Consider the following 16,797-nt stretch of genomic DNA (forward strand, 5'->3'; position numbering starts at 1 on the left):
CATGAACGATCACAACAACAGCATCGAATTGGAAACCGCCATGACCACCACCACCATGACCATGATCCAGGCCCTGCGCTCGGCCATGGATGTGATGCTTGAGCGTGACGACAATGTGGTGGTATTCGGCCAGGACGTCGGTTACTTCGGCGGCGTATTCCGTTGCACCGAAGGCTTGCAGACCAAGTACGGCAGTTCGCGGGTGTTCGACGCGCCCATCTCCGAAAGCGGCATTATCGGCGTTGCCGTGGGCATGGGCGCCTATGGCCTGCGTCCGGTGGCAGAAATCCAGTTCGCCGACTACGTCTACCCGGCGACCGACCAGATCATCTCCGAAGCCGCGCGCCTGCGTTATCGCTCGGCCGGCCAGTTCACTGCGCCGCTGACCATGCGCATGCCTTGCGGCGGCGGCATCTACGGCGGCCAGACCCACAGCCAGAGTATCGAAGCGGTCTTCACCCAGGTCTGCGGCCTGCGCACCGTGATGCCGTCCAACCCGTATGACGCCAAGGGCCTGCTGATCGCCTCGATCGAAAACGATGACCCGGTGATCTTCCTCGAGCCCAAGCGCCTGTACAACGGCCCGTTCGACGGCCACCACGACCGCCCGGTTACGCCGTGGTCCAAGCACCCGCAAGCGCAAGTGCCGGACGGTTACTACACCGTGCCGCTGGACGTGGCCGCCATCGTGCGTCCGGGCTCGGCCGTCACCGTGCTGACCTACGGTACCACCGTGTATGTGTCGCAAGTTGCCGCCGAGGAAACCGGTATCGATGCCGAAGTCATCGACCTGCGCAGCCTGTGGCCACTGGACCTGGAAACCATCGTCAAGTCGGTGAAAAAGACCGGCCGTTGCGTGGTGGTGCATGAAGCCACCCGCACCTGCGGCTTTGGTGCCGAGTTGGTGTCGCTGGTGCAGGAGCATTGCTTCCATCACCTGGAAGCGCCGATCGAACGCGTCACCGGTTGGGACACCCCCTACCCGCACGCGCAGGAGTGGGCGTATTTCCCAGGGCCGTCCCGAGTGGGCGCGGCGTTGAAACGGGTCATGGAGGTCTGAATGGGCACGCACGTTATCAAGATGCCGGACATTGGCGAAGGCATCGCGGAAGTTGAACTGTCGGTATGGCACGTGAAGGTCGGCGACATGGTCGTCGAAGACCAGGTGCTGGCAGATGTAATGACCGACAAGGCGATGGTGGACATTCCCTCGCCGGTGCACGGCAAGGTGATTGCACTCGGCGGCGAGCCGGGTGAAGTCATGGCCGTGGGCAGTATCTTGATCAGTATTGAAGTCGAAGGCGCCGGTAACGCCAAGGAAGCGCCCGCGGTAAGTGAACCGGTGAAAGCCGCTGCCGTGGTCGAAGCCAAACCGGCGCCGGTTGAAAGCAAGCCGGCACCGGCAGTCATCAAGGCCCAGGCGCCCGTGGCGCGTGAAGCCGACGAACGCCCGCTGGCCTCCCCCGCCGTGCGCAAGCATGCGCTGGATGCCGGGATCCAGCTGCGCCTGGTCCAGGGCTCCGGCCCGGCGGGGCGCATTCTGCACGAAGACCTGGAAGCGTACTTACTGCAGCGCCCGGCGCACCATCACAGCGCTGCCAACCCCTACGCCGAACGCACCAGCGAAGAACAGATCCCGGTGATCGGCATGCGCCGCAAGATCGCCCAGCGCATGCAGGATGCCACCCGGCGCGCCGCGCATTTCAGCTACGTGGAAGAGATCGACGTCACCGCCCTCGACGAGCTGCGCGTGCACCTCAACGAGAAGCATGGCGCCACCCGCGGCAAGCTGACCCTGCTGCCGTTTATCGTGCGGGCGATGGTCGTGGCGTTGCGCGACTTCCCGCAGATCAACGCGCGCTATGACGACGAAGCCCAGGTCATCACCCGCCTCGGCGCGGTGCATGTGGGTGTCGCCACCCAGAGCGACGTCGGCCTGATGGTACCGGTGGTGCGACACGCCGAAGCCCGCAGCCTGTGGGGCAACGCCGAGGAAATCGCGCGCCTGGCCACGGCCGCACGCAATGGCAAGGCCAGCCGCGATGAATTGTCGGGTTCGACCATTACCCTGACCAGCCTGGGCGCGCTCGGCGGCATCGTCAGCACCCCGGTGCTGAACTTGCCCGAAGTGGCCATCGTCGGCGTCAACCGCATCGTTGAGCGGCCGATGGTGGTCAAGGGCCAGATCGTGGTGCGCAAGATGATGAACCTCTCCAGCTCCTTCGATCACCGCGTGGTCGATGGCATGGACGCGGCGCAATTCATCCAGGCCATCCGTGGCCTGCTCGAACAACCCGCCAGCCTGTTCCTGGAGTAAGGGCATGACTCAGACATTGAATACCACGCTGCTGATCATCGGCGGCGGACCTGGCGGTTATGTAGCAGCGATCCGAGCTGGCCAGCTGGGCATCCCGACCATCCTGGTGGAAGGCCAGGCGCTGGGCGGCACCTGCCTGAACATCGGCTGCATCCCGTCCAAGGCCCTGATCCACGTGGCCGAACAGTTCCAGCAAACCATCCACCACAGCCAGGGCTCGCAACTGGGCATCGAAGTGGACGTGCCAACCCTGGACATCCGCAAGAGCGTGGAATGGAAAGATGGCATCGTCGACCGCCTGACCACCGGCGTTGCCGCGCTGCTGAAGAAGCACAAGGTGCAGGTGATCCACGGCTGGGCCAAGGTGGTGGACGGCAAGACCGTCGACGTCGGCGACCAGCGCATCCAGTGCGAGCACCTGCTGCTGACCACCGGTTCGAAAAGCGTCAACCTGCCGATGTTGCCGATTGGCGGGCCGATCATTTCCTCCACCGAGGCCCTGGCGCCAACTCGCGTGCCCAAGCGCCTGATCGTGGTCGGTGGCGGTTATATCGGCCTGGAACTGGGGATTGCCTATCGCAAGCTTGGCGCGCAAGTCAGCGTCGTCGAAGCCCAGGACCGCATCCTGCCCGCCTACGACGCCGAGCTGACCCAGCCGGTGGCCGAATCCCTCAAGCACCTGGGCGTGAAGCTGTACCTCAAGCACAGCGTCACCGGGTTCGACGACAATAGCCTGCAGGTCCGCGATCCGAATGGCGACACCGTGTCGCTGGACGCCGACCAGGTACTGGTTGCCGTGGGTCGCAGACCCAACACCCAGGGCTGGAACCTCGAGGCACTGAACCTGGAAATGAATGGCGCCGCGATCAAGATCGACAGCCGTTGCCAGACCAGCATGCGCAATGTGTGGGCGATCGGCGACCTCAGCGGCGAACCGATGCTCGCGCACCGCGCCATGGCCCAGGGTGAAATGGTCGCCGAACTGATCAGCGGCAAGTCCCGCGAATTCAACCCGGCCGCCATCCCGGCTGTGTGTTTCACCGACCCCGAGCTGGTGGTGGTCGGCAAGACCCCGGACGAGGCCAAGGCGGCCGGACTGGATTGCATCGTGTCGAGTTTCCCGTTCGCGGCGAATGGCCGGGCCATGACCCTGGAGTCGAAAACCGGCTTCGTGCGGGTGGTGGCGCGGCGGGACAATCACCTGATCGTCGGCTGGCAGGCCGTGGGCGTCGGCGTGTCCGAGCTGTCCACCGCCTTCGGCCTGAGCCTGGAAATGGGCGCGCGCCTGGAAGACGTGGCCGGCACCATCCACGCCCATCCGACGCTCGGCGAAGCCGTGCAGGAAGCCGCTTTAAGGGCCCTGGGCCACGCGCTGCACCTTTAACAACCGCGGTGAGGCCATCGCAGGCAAGCCAGCTCCCACAGGTAAAATGCATTGCAAATGGGGGCGCTGGCTTGCCTGCGATAGCGGTGGATCAGCCAATACAGCTGCTGAATGGCCCGCCCACCCGCTCCCACACCGGCCAAGAATGAAGTATTGTTGCGCCCATCCAGAAAAAACCGACAAGCCTGCCTTCGACCAGGCGGTTGACCAGAGATAGAGGGTGTCATGGGTAACGAAAGCATCAATTGGGACAAGCTGGGTTTTGACTACATCAAGACCGACAAACGGTTTCTCCAGGTCTGGAAAGACGGCGAGTGGCAAAAAGGCACCCTGACCGACGACAACGTGCTGCACATCAGCGAGGGCTCCACCGCCCTGCACTATGGCCAGCAGTGCTTCGAAGGCCTCAAGGCCTACCGTTGCAAGGACGGCTCGATCAACCTGTTCCGCCCGGACCAGAACGCCGCCCGCATGCAACGCAGCTGCGCCCGCCTGCTGATGCCACATGTGTCGACCGAAGACTTCATTGAAGCCTGCAAACAAGTGGTCAAGGCCAACGAGCGCTTCATCCCGCCGTACGGCAGTGGCGGCGCGCTGTACCTGCGCCCGTTCGTGATCGGCACCGGTGACAACATCGGCGTGCGTACCGCGCCGGAGTTCATCTTCTCGGTGTTCGCGATCCCGGTCGGTGCCTATTTCAAGGGCGGCCTGGTACCGCACAACTTCCAGATCTCCACCTTCGACCGCGCCGCGCCACAGGGCACCGGTGCCGCCAAGGTCGGTGGCAACTACGCCGCCAGCCTGATGCCGGGTTCCGAAGCGAAGAAATCCGGCTTCGCCGACGCGATCTACCTGGACCCGATGACCCACTCGAAGATCGAGGAAGTCGGCTCGGCGAACTTCTTCGGGATCACCCACGACAACAAGTTCATCACGCCGAAGTCGCCTTCGGTGCTGCCAGGCATCACCCGCCTGTCGTTGATCGAACTGGCCAAGACCCGCCTGGGCCTGGAAGTGATCGAGGGCGAAGTGTTCATCGACAAACTGGCGGACTTCAAGGAAGCCGGCGCCTGCGGCACTGCCGCCGTGATCTCGCCAATCGGCGGCATCCAGTACAACGGCAAGCTGCACGTGTTCCACAGCGAAACCGAAGTCGGCCCGATCACCCAGCAGCTCTACAAAGAGCTGACCGGCGTGCAAACCGGCGAGATTGAAGCCCCGGCGGGCTGGATCGTCAAGGTCTGACAGCCCACAGCCGGCTGAGCCACACGACCCTGTAGGAGCCGGCTTGCCGGCGATGGCTACCTTGAATACTGAATTGGATTCAAGGGCCTCATCGCCGGCAGCCGGCTCCTACCGGTTTATGCCCCGCTCTTGGGGATGTTCGCGGCAATCTTCTTGCCCATGCTTATCCTCGCCTCCACCCCATACCCCAACGCCTCGTAGAACCCCGCCACCGCCTCGTTGCCACTGGTGACCTGCAGATTGATCTTCATGCAGCCCAGGGCCGTCAATGCCTGCTCGGCATAGCGCACCAGCGAGGAACCCAGGCCATGACGCCGATAATCAGCGTGCACGGCTACCGAATACAGCCAGCCGCGATGGCCGTCGTAGCCGGCCAGAATCGTGCCGATCACCACCTTCTTATCCGTTGCCACGAAAAACAGCCCATCGTTGACGGCCAGCTTCTTATCAATAGCCAGGGTTGGCAGGTTGTGCGCGGTGTCATACCCGAATGCCTCCTGCCACAACGCCACCACCTGCGCCCGGTGCTGGCGGTCGCGATAAAGCCCGATGGGATGGCGCGACAACAGCGTCTTCTCCATCACCAAGGTGCGCTCGTTGCCGTGGTAAACATCGCGGACCGTTTGAAACCCCAGCTTGGTATAGAACGGTTCGGCGGTCAGCGAAGACGGCACACTCAACACCGTCACCCCGGCCTCGCGGGCGCGCACTTCGATTTCAATCATCAACAGCCGGCCAATGCCCTGCCCTTGCAGCGCCGGATTGACGAACACCGAGCGCACCACATTGGCGTCCAGGGCGGCCGTGGCGACAATCACCTGCTCCTGCACCGCCACCAGCACCACCCGGCGCGTCAGCAATGCCAGCACTGCATCGGGGGTGAAGTTAGCCGCTACCCGGGCAATCACATCCGCGGGGTAATCCCGCGCATTGCTGCTGTGCAAGGCCGCCAGGATGACCTGGCTGATTCCCTCGGCATCGGCGGGTTGGGCAGTACGGACAGCGGTCGACATAATTGCTCCTTGCTGCGGCGGTTTGGCAGACGCCACCATACCAATGTGGGAGCGGGCTTGCTCGCGAATGCGCAGTGTCAGTCAGCCAATCCAGTACTGACAGCCCCCATTCGCGAGCAAGCCCGCTCCCACCTTTCGACCCTGCTCCACCCCTTACAGCCGATTCGGCTGCCTCACCCACCTTTTCAGCTTTCCCGGCTGAGCCACCCCTTCGTTTCAGCCGGGATTCATCCCGCACAAGCGACAAAATAGCGCCACTGCTCAACCCCATGGATCCGTGCACCCATGCAAACCACCAACACCGTCCTGATGATTCGCCCGGCGCGCTTTGCCTTCAACCCGGACACCGCGATCAACAACCGTTTCCAGCGCCCGCCCCTGGACCCGCTCAGTGCACAGCACAAAGCGCTGGAAGAGTTCGATGGCTATGTCGACACCCTGCGCCAGCATGGCGTGGAAGTCCTGGTGGTGCAGGACACGCCGGCGCCCCACACTCCCGATTCGATTTTCCCCAACAACTGGTGGAGCAGCCACGCCGACGGCAGCCTGGTGCTGTACCCGATGGAAGGCCAGAACCGACGACTGGAGCGCAACAAAGGCGTGCTGCAAGTGCTGGAACAGCGCTTTGCGATCAAGCACACCATCGACCTGAGTCACCTCGAACAACAGAACATCTTCCTCGAAGGCACCGGCAGCATGGTGCTCGACCGCCAGCATCGCATCAGCTACGCCTGCCACTCCGGGCGCACCCACCACGACGCCCTGCGCCAGTTCGCCGAACGCCTCGACTACCAACTGTGCGTGTTCCACGCCGTCGACCGCCACCACGCGCCGATCTACCACAGCAACGTGATGATGAGCGTCGGCCGCGACCTCTCGGTGGTGTGCCTGCAAGCCCTGCCCCATGCCGACGAGCGCCAGGCCCTGGAACGCTCCCTGCGTGACACCGGCAAAGACATCCTCGCCCTCGACTTCGACCAGCTCGAAGCCTTCGCCGGCAACATGCTTGAAGTCCACGACCGCGACGGCCAGCCGCTGCTGGTGATGTCGGCCAGCGCCTGGGGTGCCCTACAACCGGCCCAGCGTGCGCACGTGGAACGCCACACCCGGCCGGTGGTGGTGAACATCGACAACATCGAACGCATCGGCGGCGGCAGTGCCCGCTGCATGCTGGCCGAAGTGCATCTGCCGGCCCGTCCCTCATTTCAATAAGGAGTCTTGCCATGACCCGTTATATCGACGTCAACGATCTCAGCTACCTGGTCTCGCAAAAAGGCCTGCAAACCTGCATCACCGAGATGGCCGAGTACATCCGCGCCGACTACCTGCGCTGGCAGGATTTCGAGAAGTGCGCGCGCCTGGCCAACCACTCGCCGGACGGTGTGATCGAGCTGATGCCGGTCTCGGACGCCTCGCTGTATGCCTTCAAGTACGTCAACGGCCACCCGAAGAACACCCTGGCCGGAATGCTCACCGTCATGGCCTTCGGCGCCCTGGGTGACGTCGACACCGGCAAGCCGGTGCTGCTGGCGGAGATGACCCTGACCACGGCAATCCGTACCGCCGCGACGTCGGCGCTGGTCGCCCGCTACCTGGCCCGCGACAACAGCCGCAGCATGGCGTTGATCGGCAATGGCTCGCAGAGTGAGTTCCAGGCCCTGGCCTTCCACGCCATGCTCGGCATCAACGAAATCCGCCTGTTCGATATCGACCCCAAGGCCACCGCCAAGCTGGCGGCCAACCTCAAGGCCTTCCCGGCGATCAAAGTGATCCTCGCCGGCAGCGTGGCGGAAGCGGTCAAGGGTGCGGACATCGTCACCACCGTCACTGCCGACAAGGCCTACGCCACCATCCTCACCGATGACATGATCGAACCCGGCATGCACCTCAACGCCGTGGGCGGCGACTGCCCGGGCAAGACCGAGCTAGACCGACGTATCGTCGAGCGCGCCCGCGTGATCGTCGAGTACGAACCGCAAAGCCGTATCGAAGGTGAAATCCAGCACATGCCGGAAGATTCGCCGGTGACCGAGCTGTGGCAGGTGATCAACGGCCAACAGCCCGGCCGCGAGAATGCGCGCCAGGTAACCCTGTTCGATTCGGTCGGTTTTGCCATCGAAGACTACTCGGCCCTGCGCTACGTCCTGGACGTGGCCAAGGCGCTGGACGTGGGCAGCGAACTGGAACTGGTACCGGACCTCGCCGACCCGAAAGACCTGTTTGCGCGCTTGGCCCAACAACCCCGCGTACAGCAGAAAAAGCGCGCCTGAGACCGCTCTGGCCTGCCGCTTTGCGCCGGGGGCAGGCCAGAATTGAGGGGGTCAAAAGCCGATTCAGCGGGTGCGGCAGCCGATTCCGCTGCATTGGCAGTTTTAACAGCGCAATTTGCGCTTTAACCCCCAACCAAACGACACAAAAAACGCACCACTATGAAGCATTCTCTGTGCCGAGCGGGTTGCCCGCCACGGGCAGTGAAGCTGCCCGTACATGCAACACGAACGACTCAAAAGACGCGGTGACAGGATTGAGGACTGCTGCGCAGTCCAAGGGGGGCGAGCCCCCTCGCCACGAAGAGCCCTGCACCCTGGAAAACATTGCTTGATCCGTTTACTGCCCTGACATCAATTACAAAATATAGGGAATACACATGACTCCACTGCGATCACTTTTCGCTGCATTGCTGTTGCCACTGTGTGCAACCGCTGCCCACGCCCAGGATTGGCAAGAAATCCGCTTCGGCGTATTCCCCGAGTATCCCCCTTCGAATCCGTGGCCGCCGATGGCAGCCTGCAAGGCTTCGATATCGAATTGGGCAACGCCATCTGTGCCAAGCTCGAGGTCAAATGCACCTGGGTGCACAACGAATTCGACGGCATGATCCCGGCCCTGCGCGCGCGCAAATTCGACGCCATCATGTCGTCCATGGCCGTGACCCCGGCACGCGAGAAAGTCATCGACTTCAGCGACCGGTTGTTCCTCAGCCCAACGTCGGTGATCACCCGCAAAAACGCCGACTTTGGCGACACCCCGCAATCCCTCAAAGGCAAGCAGGTCGGCGTGCTGCAAGGCTCGCTGCAGGAAGCCTATGCCCGCGCGCAACTGGCCAAGCTGGGTGCGCAGATCAAGGCGTACCAGTCCCAGGAGCAAAACTACGCCGACCTGCAGAACGGCCGCCTCGATGCCACCCTGACCGACAAGCTCGAAGCCCAGCTCAACTTCCTGTCCAAGCCTGAAGGCGCCGACTTCAAGACCGGCCCGGCCTTCAAGGACCCGACCCTGCCGCTGGACATCGCCATGGGCCTGCGCAAGAACGACCAGGCGTTGCGCGAGCTGATCAACAAAGGCATCGCCGCCGTCCAGGCCGATGGCACCTACGCCAAGATCCAGAAGAAGTACTTCGGCGACCAGGACATCTACAACGAGTGATGCCAACGCCTCACCCCTGTAGGACCTGGCCGGTGCGCAAGGAGCTTGCCGCCGATGACGGCGTGTCAGTCGACACTGGTATGGACTGACCCACTGCTATCGGGGGCAAGCTCCCTCACGCATCAGCCGGCTGCTACAAGGGTCGTCTGCGCCCTTTAGAGACTCTCCCATGAACGAATTCCTCAACCTGCAAGGCTACGGCCCGATGCTGGCCCAGGGCGCCTGGATGACGCTCAAGCTGGCGTTCCTCGCGCTGGCCCTGAGCCTCTCCCTCGGCCTGATCGCGGCTGGCGCCAAACTCTCCAGCGCCAAATGGCTAAGGGTGCCAGCCACGCTCTACACCACGCTGATCCGCAGCGTGCCGGACCTGGTGCTGATCCTGCTGATCTTCTATAGCCTGCAACTGTGGCTCAACGACCTGAGCGAAGTGTTCGGCTGGGACTACTTTGAAATCGACCCATTTACCGCCGGGGTCATCACCCTGGGCTTTATCTACGGCGCGTATTTCACCGAGAACTTTCGCGGTGCGATCCTCAGCGTGCCGGTCGGCCAACTCGAAGCGGCCACCGCCTACGGCCTGAGCCGCTGGCAGCGCTTTCACCTGGTGCTGTTCCCGCAACTGATGCGCTTTGCCCTGCCGGGCCTGGGCAATAACTGGCTGGTGCTGCTCAAGTCCACCGCGCTGGTGTCGATCATCGGCCTGTCAGACCTGGTCAAGGCCGCGCAAAACGCTGGCAAGACCACCAACGAGCCGCTGTATTTCCTGATCCTCGCCGGCCTGGTGTACCTGGTGATCACCACCCTGTCCAACCGCATCTTCAAGCGCCTTGAGCGGCGCTACAACCTCGGCATCAAGGGGATGGCGCGATGATCGAACTGTTCCAGCAATACGGCCTGGCCTATCTGTTCAGTGATGGCGCGGGGCTGTCCGGCGTCGCCATGACCCTGTGGCTGTTCATTATCTCGGTGGTGTTCGGCTTCGTCCTGTCGATCCCGCTGGCACTCGCGCGCGTCTCGGAGCACTTCTGGCTGCGCTGGCCGGTGGAGGTCTATACCTACCTGTTTCGCGGCACGCCGCTGTATATCCAACTGCTGATTTGCTACACCGGGCTGTACAGCCTGGAGGTGGTGCAGGACAACGCCCTGCTCAACCAGTTTTTCCGCAACGCGCTCAACTGCACCTTGCTGGCGTTCGTGCTGAATACCTGCGCCTACACCGTGGAAATCTTCGCCGGCGCAATCCGCAACATTCCCCATGGCGAAATCGAAGCCGCACGCGCCTACGGCCTGCACGGCTGGCGTCTCAACCTGTTTGTGGTGGTCCCCGCTGCCTTGCGCCGTGCGTTGCCGGCCTACAGCAACGAAATGATCCTGATGCTGCACGCCACGTCGCTGGCGTTTACCGCCACCGTCGCCGACATCCTCAAGGTGGCCCGCGATGCCAACGCCGAGACGTTCCTGACGTTCCAGGCCTTCGGCATCGCCGCCCTGCTCTACATGCTGCTGTCCTTTGCACTGGTGGGCCTGTTCCGACTGGCCGAACGTCGCTGGATGCGTTTTCTTGTTCCTACCCGAGGCTAACCCATGAATCAGTCCGCGCAGGCCCTGGCCACTTATCCGGTCGACATACCCGTCAGCAAAACTGCAACGGCGGCCGTCAAGCTGCAAGTCGAAGGCATCCATAAACGCTACGGCGAACACGAAGTGCTCAAGGGCGTGTCCCTCAACGCACGCAACGGCGATGTGATCAGCCTGATCGGCGCCAGTGGCTCGGGCAAGAGCACGATGCTGCGCTGCATCAACTTTCTCGAACAACCCGATGCCGGGGTGATCACCCTGGACGGCATCAGCATCGAAATGCGCCAGGGCCGCGCCGGCACCCGCGCGCCGCACCAGGAGCAACTGCAGAATCTGCGCACGCGCCTGGCCATGGTGTTCCAGCACTTCAACCTGTGGAGCCACATGACCGTGCTGGAAAACATCACCATGGCGCCGCGCCGGGTGCTTGGCGTGAGTGCCGCCGACGCGGAAAAACGTGCACGCATGTACCTCGACAAGGTCGGTCTGCCCGGCCGTGTGGCGGATCAATACCCGGCGTTCCTGTCCGGTGGCCAGCAGCAGCGCGTGGCTATCGCACGCGCATTGGCGATGGAGCCGGAAATCATTCTGTTCGATGAGCCGACGTCGGCACTCGACCCGGAACTTGTAGGAGAAGTCCTCAAAGTCATACAGACGTTGGCCGAGGAAGGTCGTACCATGCTGATGGTCACCCACGAGATGGGCTTTGCCCGCCAGGTGTCCAGCCAAGTGTTGTTTTTGCACCAGGGTCGGGTCGAGGAACAAGGCGGCGCCGAGATTCTCGACCACCCCAGCAGTGAGCGCTTGCAGCAATTCCTTTCCAACCGTTTGAAGTGAAACCCATGGATACCAAGGCCAACGGACCCCATTCTTCCCCTGCGCTGGACCGCATCGACGAGGCAATCATCGACGTACTGCGCCATCAGGGACGTATCACCTACGAAAAGCTCTCGTCGCTGGTGCACCTCACGCCCAGGCCCTGCCTGGAACGGGTGCGCAAGCTGGAGCGACGCGGGGTGATCCGTGGATATGGGGCGATCATCGATGTGCAGATGGTCTCACCGGGGCTGTCGCTGCTGGTGCTGGTGGCCTTGTCCAACCAGAGTGGCCGCTCGGCGCAAAAGGCTTTCGAAGCCTGCATCAAGGCCTGTCCGCAGGTGTTCGAATGCCAGTTGATCAGCGGGCCGTTCGACTACAGCCTGCGCATGCGCTGCCGCGACATGGAACACTACCGGGTGCTGACCGAGACCTGGTTGAACAATGATGAATTGCACATCGACAAGCTGGTCGCGCACCCGGAGTTGGCGGTGGTCAAGAACACCGCCACCGAACTGACCTGAGGCCCCCCCTGCCTGGACCATGAAGATCCCGTATGTGTGTATGTGGGATTGGGTGCCGACCAATATCCGAGCGGGCGATACCACCCGGTTCCAACCTTGGAACACAACTAAAGGTGGGAGCGGGCTTGCTCGCGAAGGCGGTAGATCAGCCAGCTTCTTCAGCGACTGATACACCGCCTTCGCGGGCAAGCCCGCTCCCACAGTTTTGATCACTGTTCGGGCTGGGGATTGGGGCTACATCCGAGCTGGCGACACAACCCGGTTCTGACCTTGGAATACAACCCAATGTGGGAGCGGGCTTGCTCGCGAAGGCGGTAGATCAGCCACCTTCTTCAGCGACTGATACACCGCTTTCGCGAGCAAGCCCGCTCCCACAGTTTTGATCGCTGTTCGGGCTGGGGATTGGGGGCTTGCCAATATCCGAGCTGGTGATACAACCCGGTTCCAACCTTAGAATACAAGCAAAGGTGGGAGCGGGCTTGCTCGCGAAGGCGGTAGATCAGCCACCCTCTTCAGCGACTGATACACCGCTTTCGCGGGCAAGCCCGCTCCCACAGTTTTGATCACTGTTCGGGCTGGGAATTGGGGGGCTTGCCAATATCCGAGCTGGCGATACAACCCTGTTCCAACCTTGGAATACAACTAAAGGTGGGAGCGGGCTTGCTCGCGAAGGCGGTAGATCAGCCACCTTCTTCAGCGACTGATACACCGCCTTCGCGGGCAAGCCCGCTCCCACAGTTTTGATCGCTGTTCGGGCTGGGGACTGGGGGCTTGCCAATATCCGAGCTGGCGATACAACCCGGTTCCAACCTTGGAATACAACCCAATGTGGGAGCTGGCTTGCCTGCGATAGCGGCGCACCCGTCAACGTTGATCCAACTGACCCGCCGCCATCGCCGGCAAGCCAGCGCCGCCATTGATCGGATTGGCTATTCTCTTTCCGGGTCGGGCTCCAATCAGCTTTGCCTGCCCATCCTTCTGCTTGCCCGTGCGCGCCTCGCTGATCAATCCCGGGATCAACTTGCCCTCCGGCAGGTTCTTCCAGAACCGGCTGGGCAAGTGGCCTTCCATGACCTTGGGGTTCAAGCGCGCCGGGTTGAAGATGTGGCTGTAGTAGGTCAACCACATGGCACTGTGCGGGTCTTCGATATTCTGCGCCAGTTGCTGCCAGGCCTCGGGGCACTCGCGCTGATGAATCAACTGTTCGCCGTCGTAATACACCCCATCCAGCGGCGTAGCGATCATCCAGCGATGGCGTCCCATGCGCCCGATAAAGTGCTGGCTCGCGCTTTTCAGGATGTCATGGGCCGGCTCATGCCAGGCGACGTACTCCGGCAACTCCGGGCCCGCCTCTGCTGGCACGGCGATAAAGCGCACAAACGCGTGCAAGTGATGGGCCTCGCGACTCACCTGCTTGATCCGCCGCTGCAGCTCGCTGCCGAGCTTGTCCCCCGCCAGCATCGCGGTGCGGTCGCCATGGCTGACGCGCCATAACACCTCATACAACAGGCTCCAGCGCTGATCGCCGTGGTAACAGGCAGCCGATTCGAGCAACTCCAGGAGTGCCTTGGGAATCCGCGCCTGGAACGGACCAAGCCCCGCCGGAATCGGCTCGTCGGTGGCAAACAGGTCCGCCACCTCGGCCTCGCCCCAGCTCACCTGGCTGGGGTCGACCTGATGGCTGAGCAACCAGCGCGCCTGCTCGCGCCAGGTGCTGAAGAGGTTGGCGCATTCGAGGCTGATCATCCCCACAGCCCCATCTGTTGCGGTTGCGGGCGGTCGCGCAATTGTTCGCGCAGCAGCACGCTGGTGCTGTCGGCCTGCTGCGGGTGGTAATCGCTGGTGATGAAAAACGGCTTGGCCTTGGCCAGCACGCAGCGCATGCGCGCCAGGTCTTCGAAGCGGATCTTGCGCTCACGCCGCAGGTCGACCAGGCGTTGGGTGGTGCGCAGGCCAATGCCGGGAATACGGGCGATGAGCGTCGGCTCGGCGCGGTTGAGGTCCAGCGGGAACACGTCGCGATGTTCCAGCGCCCAGGCCAACTTGGGGTCGATGTCCAGGGCCAGGTGGCCGGGGCCCTGGAACAACTCACCGGCACTGAAGCCGTAGCTGCGCAGCAGGAAGTCCGCCTGGTACAAGCGGTGCTCGCGCATCAATGGCGGCGCGGCCAGCGGCACGCTTTTCGGGCTGTTGGGGATCGGGCTGAAAGCCGAGTAATACACGCGGCGCAGCTTGAAGTTGCCGTACAGCGCCTCGGCCCCATGAAGGATGGTGCTGTCGTCGGTATCATCGGCGCCGACGATCATCTGCGTGCTCTGCCCGGCCGGGGCAAAACGCGGCGCGCGCGGTTCGTTGAGCACCGTCTGTTCGCCGGTGAAGATGGTCTGCATGGCCTGCTTGATCGAGCCGATCTGTTTCTCCGGCGCCAGTGTCTGCAGGCTGGCATCGGTGGGCAACTCGATATTCACACTCAGCCGATCGGCGTAGCGCCCGGCCTCGGCGATCAGCGCCGGATCAGCCTCGGGGATGGTCTTGAGGTGGATGTAGCCGCGAAAATCATGCTCTTCGCGCAGCAATTTGGCCACGCGGACGAGCTGCTCCATGGTGTAGTCGGCCGAACGGATGATGCCCGAGCTGAGAAACAGCCCGCTGACGCAATTGCGCCGGTAGAAATCCAGGGTCAGGGTCACCACCTCCTCCGGGCTGAAACGCGCGCGGGGCACATCGCTGGAACGGCGGTTGACGCAGTATTGGCAGTCGTAGAGACAGAAGTTGGTGAGCAGCACCTTGAGCAGCGACACACAGCGCCCGTCCGGGGTATAGCTGTGGCAGATGCCCATGCCGTCGGTGGAACCCAGCCCCGCCTTGCCCTCCGAGCTGCGCTTGGGCGCGCCGCTGCTCGCGCAGGAGGCGTCGTACTTGGCGGCGTCGGCGAGGATGCTGAGTTTTTCGATCAACTGCATGGAGGGCTACCGATACTGGTTTTTTGTACAGTATCAGCGAGCAATCCCGAATACCAGCCTGGAATGATGACTGGTAGGCGCGGGGCTCGTCGTATCGTCGCACCGCGGCGATTCGACAAGCCAGGCTTCTAAAGTGTCAGCTGGCGGTGGCGAGCAACAGGTCCTGCACCGAACGCGCGTTGCCGCGATGCCGGTCCAGCGCATGCAGCGACGCCGCGATCTCGTCCGCGCGGATCGGCAGCACCGACAGCAAGGTATCGCTCAAGCCGTGGCTGGCCTGGCTGAAGCCCTGGATGTAGATGCCGGCCTTGCAGCGCTCGTCGGTGACGATACGGTAATCGCGGCTGACTTCGAAGTCGCCCATATAGGCTTCCAGCGGTGCCAGCAGTTCGCGGTGCATCTGGCGCTCGTAGCCGGTGGCCAGGATCACGGCGTCGTAATGGTGGACGCTGGTTTCGCCGTTGGCGTTGTTGCGCAAGGCCAGTTCGATACCCAGCGGACCCGGCGTGGCCTTCTCGACCACGGTCATGGTGCGGAAGGCCTGGCGGGCGATGCCGGAGACTTTCTGGCGGTAGAAAATCCCGTAGATGCGCTCGATCAGGTCCAGGTCCACCACCGAATAGTTGGTGTTCTGGTACTCGGCGACCAGTCGCTCACGCTCCGCGCCGACTTGCTGGAACACCAGGTCGGTAAAGGCCGGCGAGAACACTTCGTTGACGAACGGGCTGTCGTCGGCCGGCTTCAGCGCCGAGCCGCGCAGGATCATGTCGACCTGCACCGACGGGAAGCTGTCGTTGAGGTCGATAAAGGCTTCGGCCGCGCTCTGGCCACCGCCGATGATCGCAATGCGCATGGCCTTGCCGTCGACGCAGGGCTGCGAGGCCATGCGCTCCAGGTATTGGGAGTGGTGGAACACCCGGCTGTCGCCCTTGAGCGCCTTGAACGCGTCGGGAATACGCGGCGTGCCGCCGGCGCTGACCACCACCGAACGGGTGGTGCGCACATGCTGCTCGCCCAGCGCATCGCGGGAGATCACGCGCAACGCCTCGACGTGCTGCTGGTGCAGGATCGGCTCGATCGCCAGCACTTCCTCACCGTAGCGCGCCTGGGCCTGGAACTGCCCCGCGACCCAGCGCAGGTAGTCGTTGTACTCCATGCGGCACGGGTAAAAGGTGCCCAGGTTGATGAAATCCACCAGGCGGTCGTGGGCTTTCAGGTAATTGACGAAGGAGTACGGGCTGGTGGGGTTGCGCAGGGTTACCAGGTCCTTGAGGAAGGAAATCTGCAGCTCGCTCTGGGTCACCAGGGTATTGCCGTGCCAGCGGTAGTCAGCCTGTTTGTCGAGAAACAGCACGTCCAGTTTGCCCTGGGCCTTTTCGCGCTCCTGCAGGGCGATGGCCAGCGCCAGGTTCGAAGGGCCGAAACCGATACCGATCAGGTCGTGAACCGCGGGCGAAGCAATTGCCTGTGTCATTCCAGTGTCCTCTGGATAAGCCCCTTGGCGGTGGGGCGGGAATACCTTCAAGACCTG

General features: G+C 62.8%; 14 protein-coding genes and 1 pseudogene. 11 read left to right on the forward strand and 4 right to left on the reverse strand.

The window, feature by feature from the left end; translation table 11 throughout:
• Window position 1: 1 nt before the first annotated feature.
• From JFU04_RS18705 to JFU04_RS18720, 4 genes are all read left to right on the forward strand, one after another.
• Window positions 2-1,060: an alpha-ketoacid dehydrogenase subunit beta gene (locus JFU04_RS18705; RefSeq protein ID WP_065903963.1), complete on the forward strand. Its 1,059-nt coding sequence runs from the start codon at window positions 2-4 to the stop codon at window positions 1,058-1,060.
• Window positions 1,061-2,317 carry a dihydrolipoamide acetyltransferase family protein gene (locus JFU04_RS18710; protein WP_201145302.1) on the forward strand — a complete coding sequence of 419 codons (1,257 nt, stop codon included), beginning with the start codon at window positions 1,061-1,063 and terminating at the stop codon, window positions 2,315-2,317.
• Window positions 2,318-2,321: 4 nt separating this feature from the next.
• Window positions 2,322-3,701, forward strand: a complete 1,380-nt coding sequence (gene lpdA, locus JFU04_RS18715) for a dihydrolipoyl dehydrogenase (protein WP_201145304.1) — start codon at window positions 2,322-2,324, stop codon at window positions 3,699-3,701.
• Window positions 3,702-3,926: 225 nt separating this feature from the next.
• On the forward strand, window positions 3,927-4,946 hold the full coding sequence (locus JFU04_RS18720) for a branched-chain amino acid aminotransferase (protein ID WP_201145306.1): 1,020 nt from the start codon (window positions 3,927-3,929) through the stop codon (window positions 4,944-4,946).
• A 116-nt stretch (window positions 4,947-5,062) separates the two neighbouring features.
• Here JFU04_RS18720 and JFU04_RS18725 read toward each other — a convergent pair whose 3' ends face one another.
• Window positions 5,063-5,959 (reverse strand): GNAT family acetyltransferase, encoded by an 897-nt coding sequence (locus JFU04_RS18725; RefSeq protein ID WP_083221379.1) that lies wholly within the window; start codon window positions 5,957-5,959, stop codon window positions 5,063-5,065.
• 285 nt (window positions 5,960-6,244) lie between these two features.
• On the opposite strand from JFU04_RS18725, the gene ctlX reads away from it, so the two are divergent.
• From ctlX to JFU04_RS18760, 7 genes and pseudogenes are all read left to right on the forward strand, one after another.
• Entirely contained in the window at window positions 6,245-7,171 is a 927-nt protein-coding gene (gene ctlX / locus JFU04_RS18730) for a citrulline utilization hydrolase CtlX (RefSeq protein ID WP_065903973.1), read from the forward strand.
• 11 nt (window positions 7,172-7,182) lie between these two features.
• Complete coding sequence (locus JFU04_RS18735) at window positions 7,183-8,229, forward strand: ornithine cyclodeaminase (protein ID WP_065903976.1); 1,047 nt, start codon at window positions 7,183-7,185, stop codon at window positions 8,227-8,229.
• Window positions 8,230-8,606: 377 nt separating this feature from the next.
• Window positions 8,607-9,385, forward strand: a pseudogene (locus tag JFU04_RS18740) (ABC transporter substrate-binding protein).
• Between the two features lie 169 nt (window positions 9,386-9,554).
• Window positions 9,555-10,256, forward strand: a complete 702-nt coding sequence (locus JFU04_RS18745) for an ABC transporter permease (protein ID WP_065903981.1) — start codon at window positions 9,555-9,557, stop codon at window positions 10,254-10,256.
• Window positions 10,253-10,966: an ABC transporter permease gene (locus tag JFU04_RS18750; RefSeq protein ID WP_065903984.1), complete on the forward strand. Its 714-nt coding sequence runs from the start codon at window positions 10,253-10,255 to the stop codon at window positions 10,964-10,966. Before JFU04_RS18745 ends, JFU04_RS18750 begins: the two co-directional genes overlap by 4 nt.
• Window positions 10,967-10,969: 3 nt before the next feature.
• The gene (locus JFU04_RS18755) at window positions 10,970-11,800 is read left to right on the forward strand and encodes an ABC transporter ATP-binding protein (protein WP_065903988.1); all 831 of its coding nucleotides are present in this window, start codon (window positions 10,970-10,972) and stop codon (window positions 11,798-11,800) included.
• Window positions 11,801-11,805: 5 nt separating this feature from the next.
• Window positions 11,806-12,303, forward strand: coding sequence for an Lrp/AsnC family transcriptional regulator (locus JFU04_RS18760; protein WP_065903991.1), 498 nt, complete (start codon window positions 11,806-11,808; stop codon window positions 12,301-12,303).
• An 864-nt stretch (window positions 12,304-13,167) separates the two neighbouring features.
• On the opposite strand, the gene JFU04_RS18765 is transcribed toward JFU04_RS18760, so the two are convergent.
• The 3 genes from JFU04_RS18765 to JFU04_RS18775 all read right to left on the reverse strand — a co-directional run bounded on the left by JFU04_RS18765 (window position 13,168) and on the right by JFU04_RS18775 (window position 16,740).
• On the reverse strand, window positions 13,168-14,049 hold the full coding sequence (locus JFU04_RS18765) for a TIGR03915 family putative DNA repair protein (RefSeq protein ID WP_201145308.1): 882 nt from the start codon (window positions 14,047-14,049) through the stop codon (window positions 13,168-13,170).
• A complete protein-coding gene (locus tag JFU04_RS18770; RefSeq protein WP_201145310.1) occupies window positions 14,046-15,266 on the reverse strand; it encodes a putative DNA modification/repair radical SAM protein in 1,221 nt (406 codons plus the stop codon). Before JFU04_RS18770 ends, JFU04_RS18765 begins: the two co-directional genes overlap by 4 nt.
• Window positions 15,267-15,402: 136 nt before the next feature.
• Entirely contained in the window at window positions 15,403-16,740 is a 1,338-nt protein-coding gene (locus JFU04_RS18775) for a lysine N(6)-hydroxylase/L-ornithine N(5)-oxygenase family protein (RefSeq protein WP_065903997.1), read from the reverse strand.
• Window positions 16,741-16,797: the final 57 nt, after the last annotated feature.

It is taken from the genome of Pseudomonas sp. TH21 (assembly GCF_016651025.1).
GTDB classification, from domain to species: domain Bacteria; phylum Pseudomonadota; class Gammaproteobacteria; order Pseudomonadales; family Pseudomonadaceae; genus Aquipseudomonas; species Aquipseudomonas aylmerensis.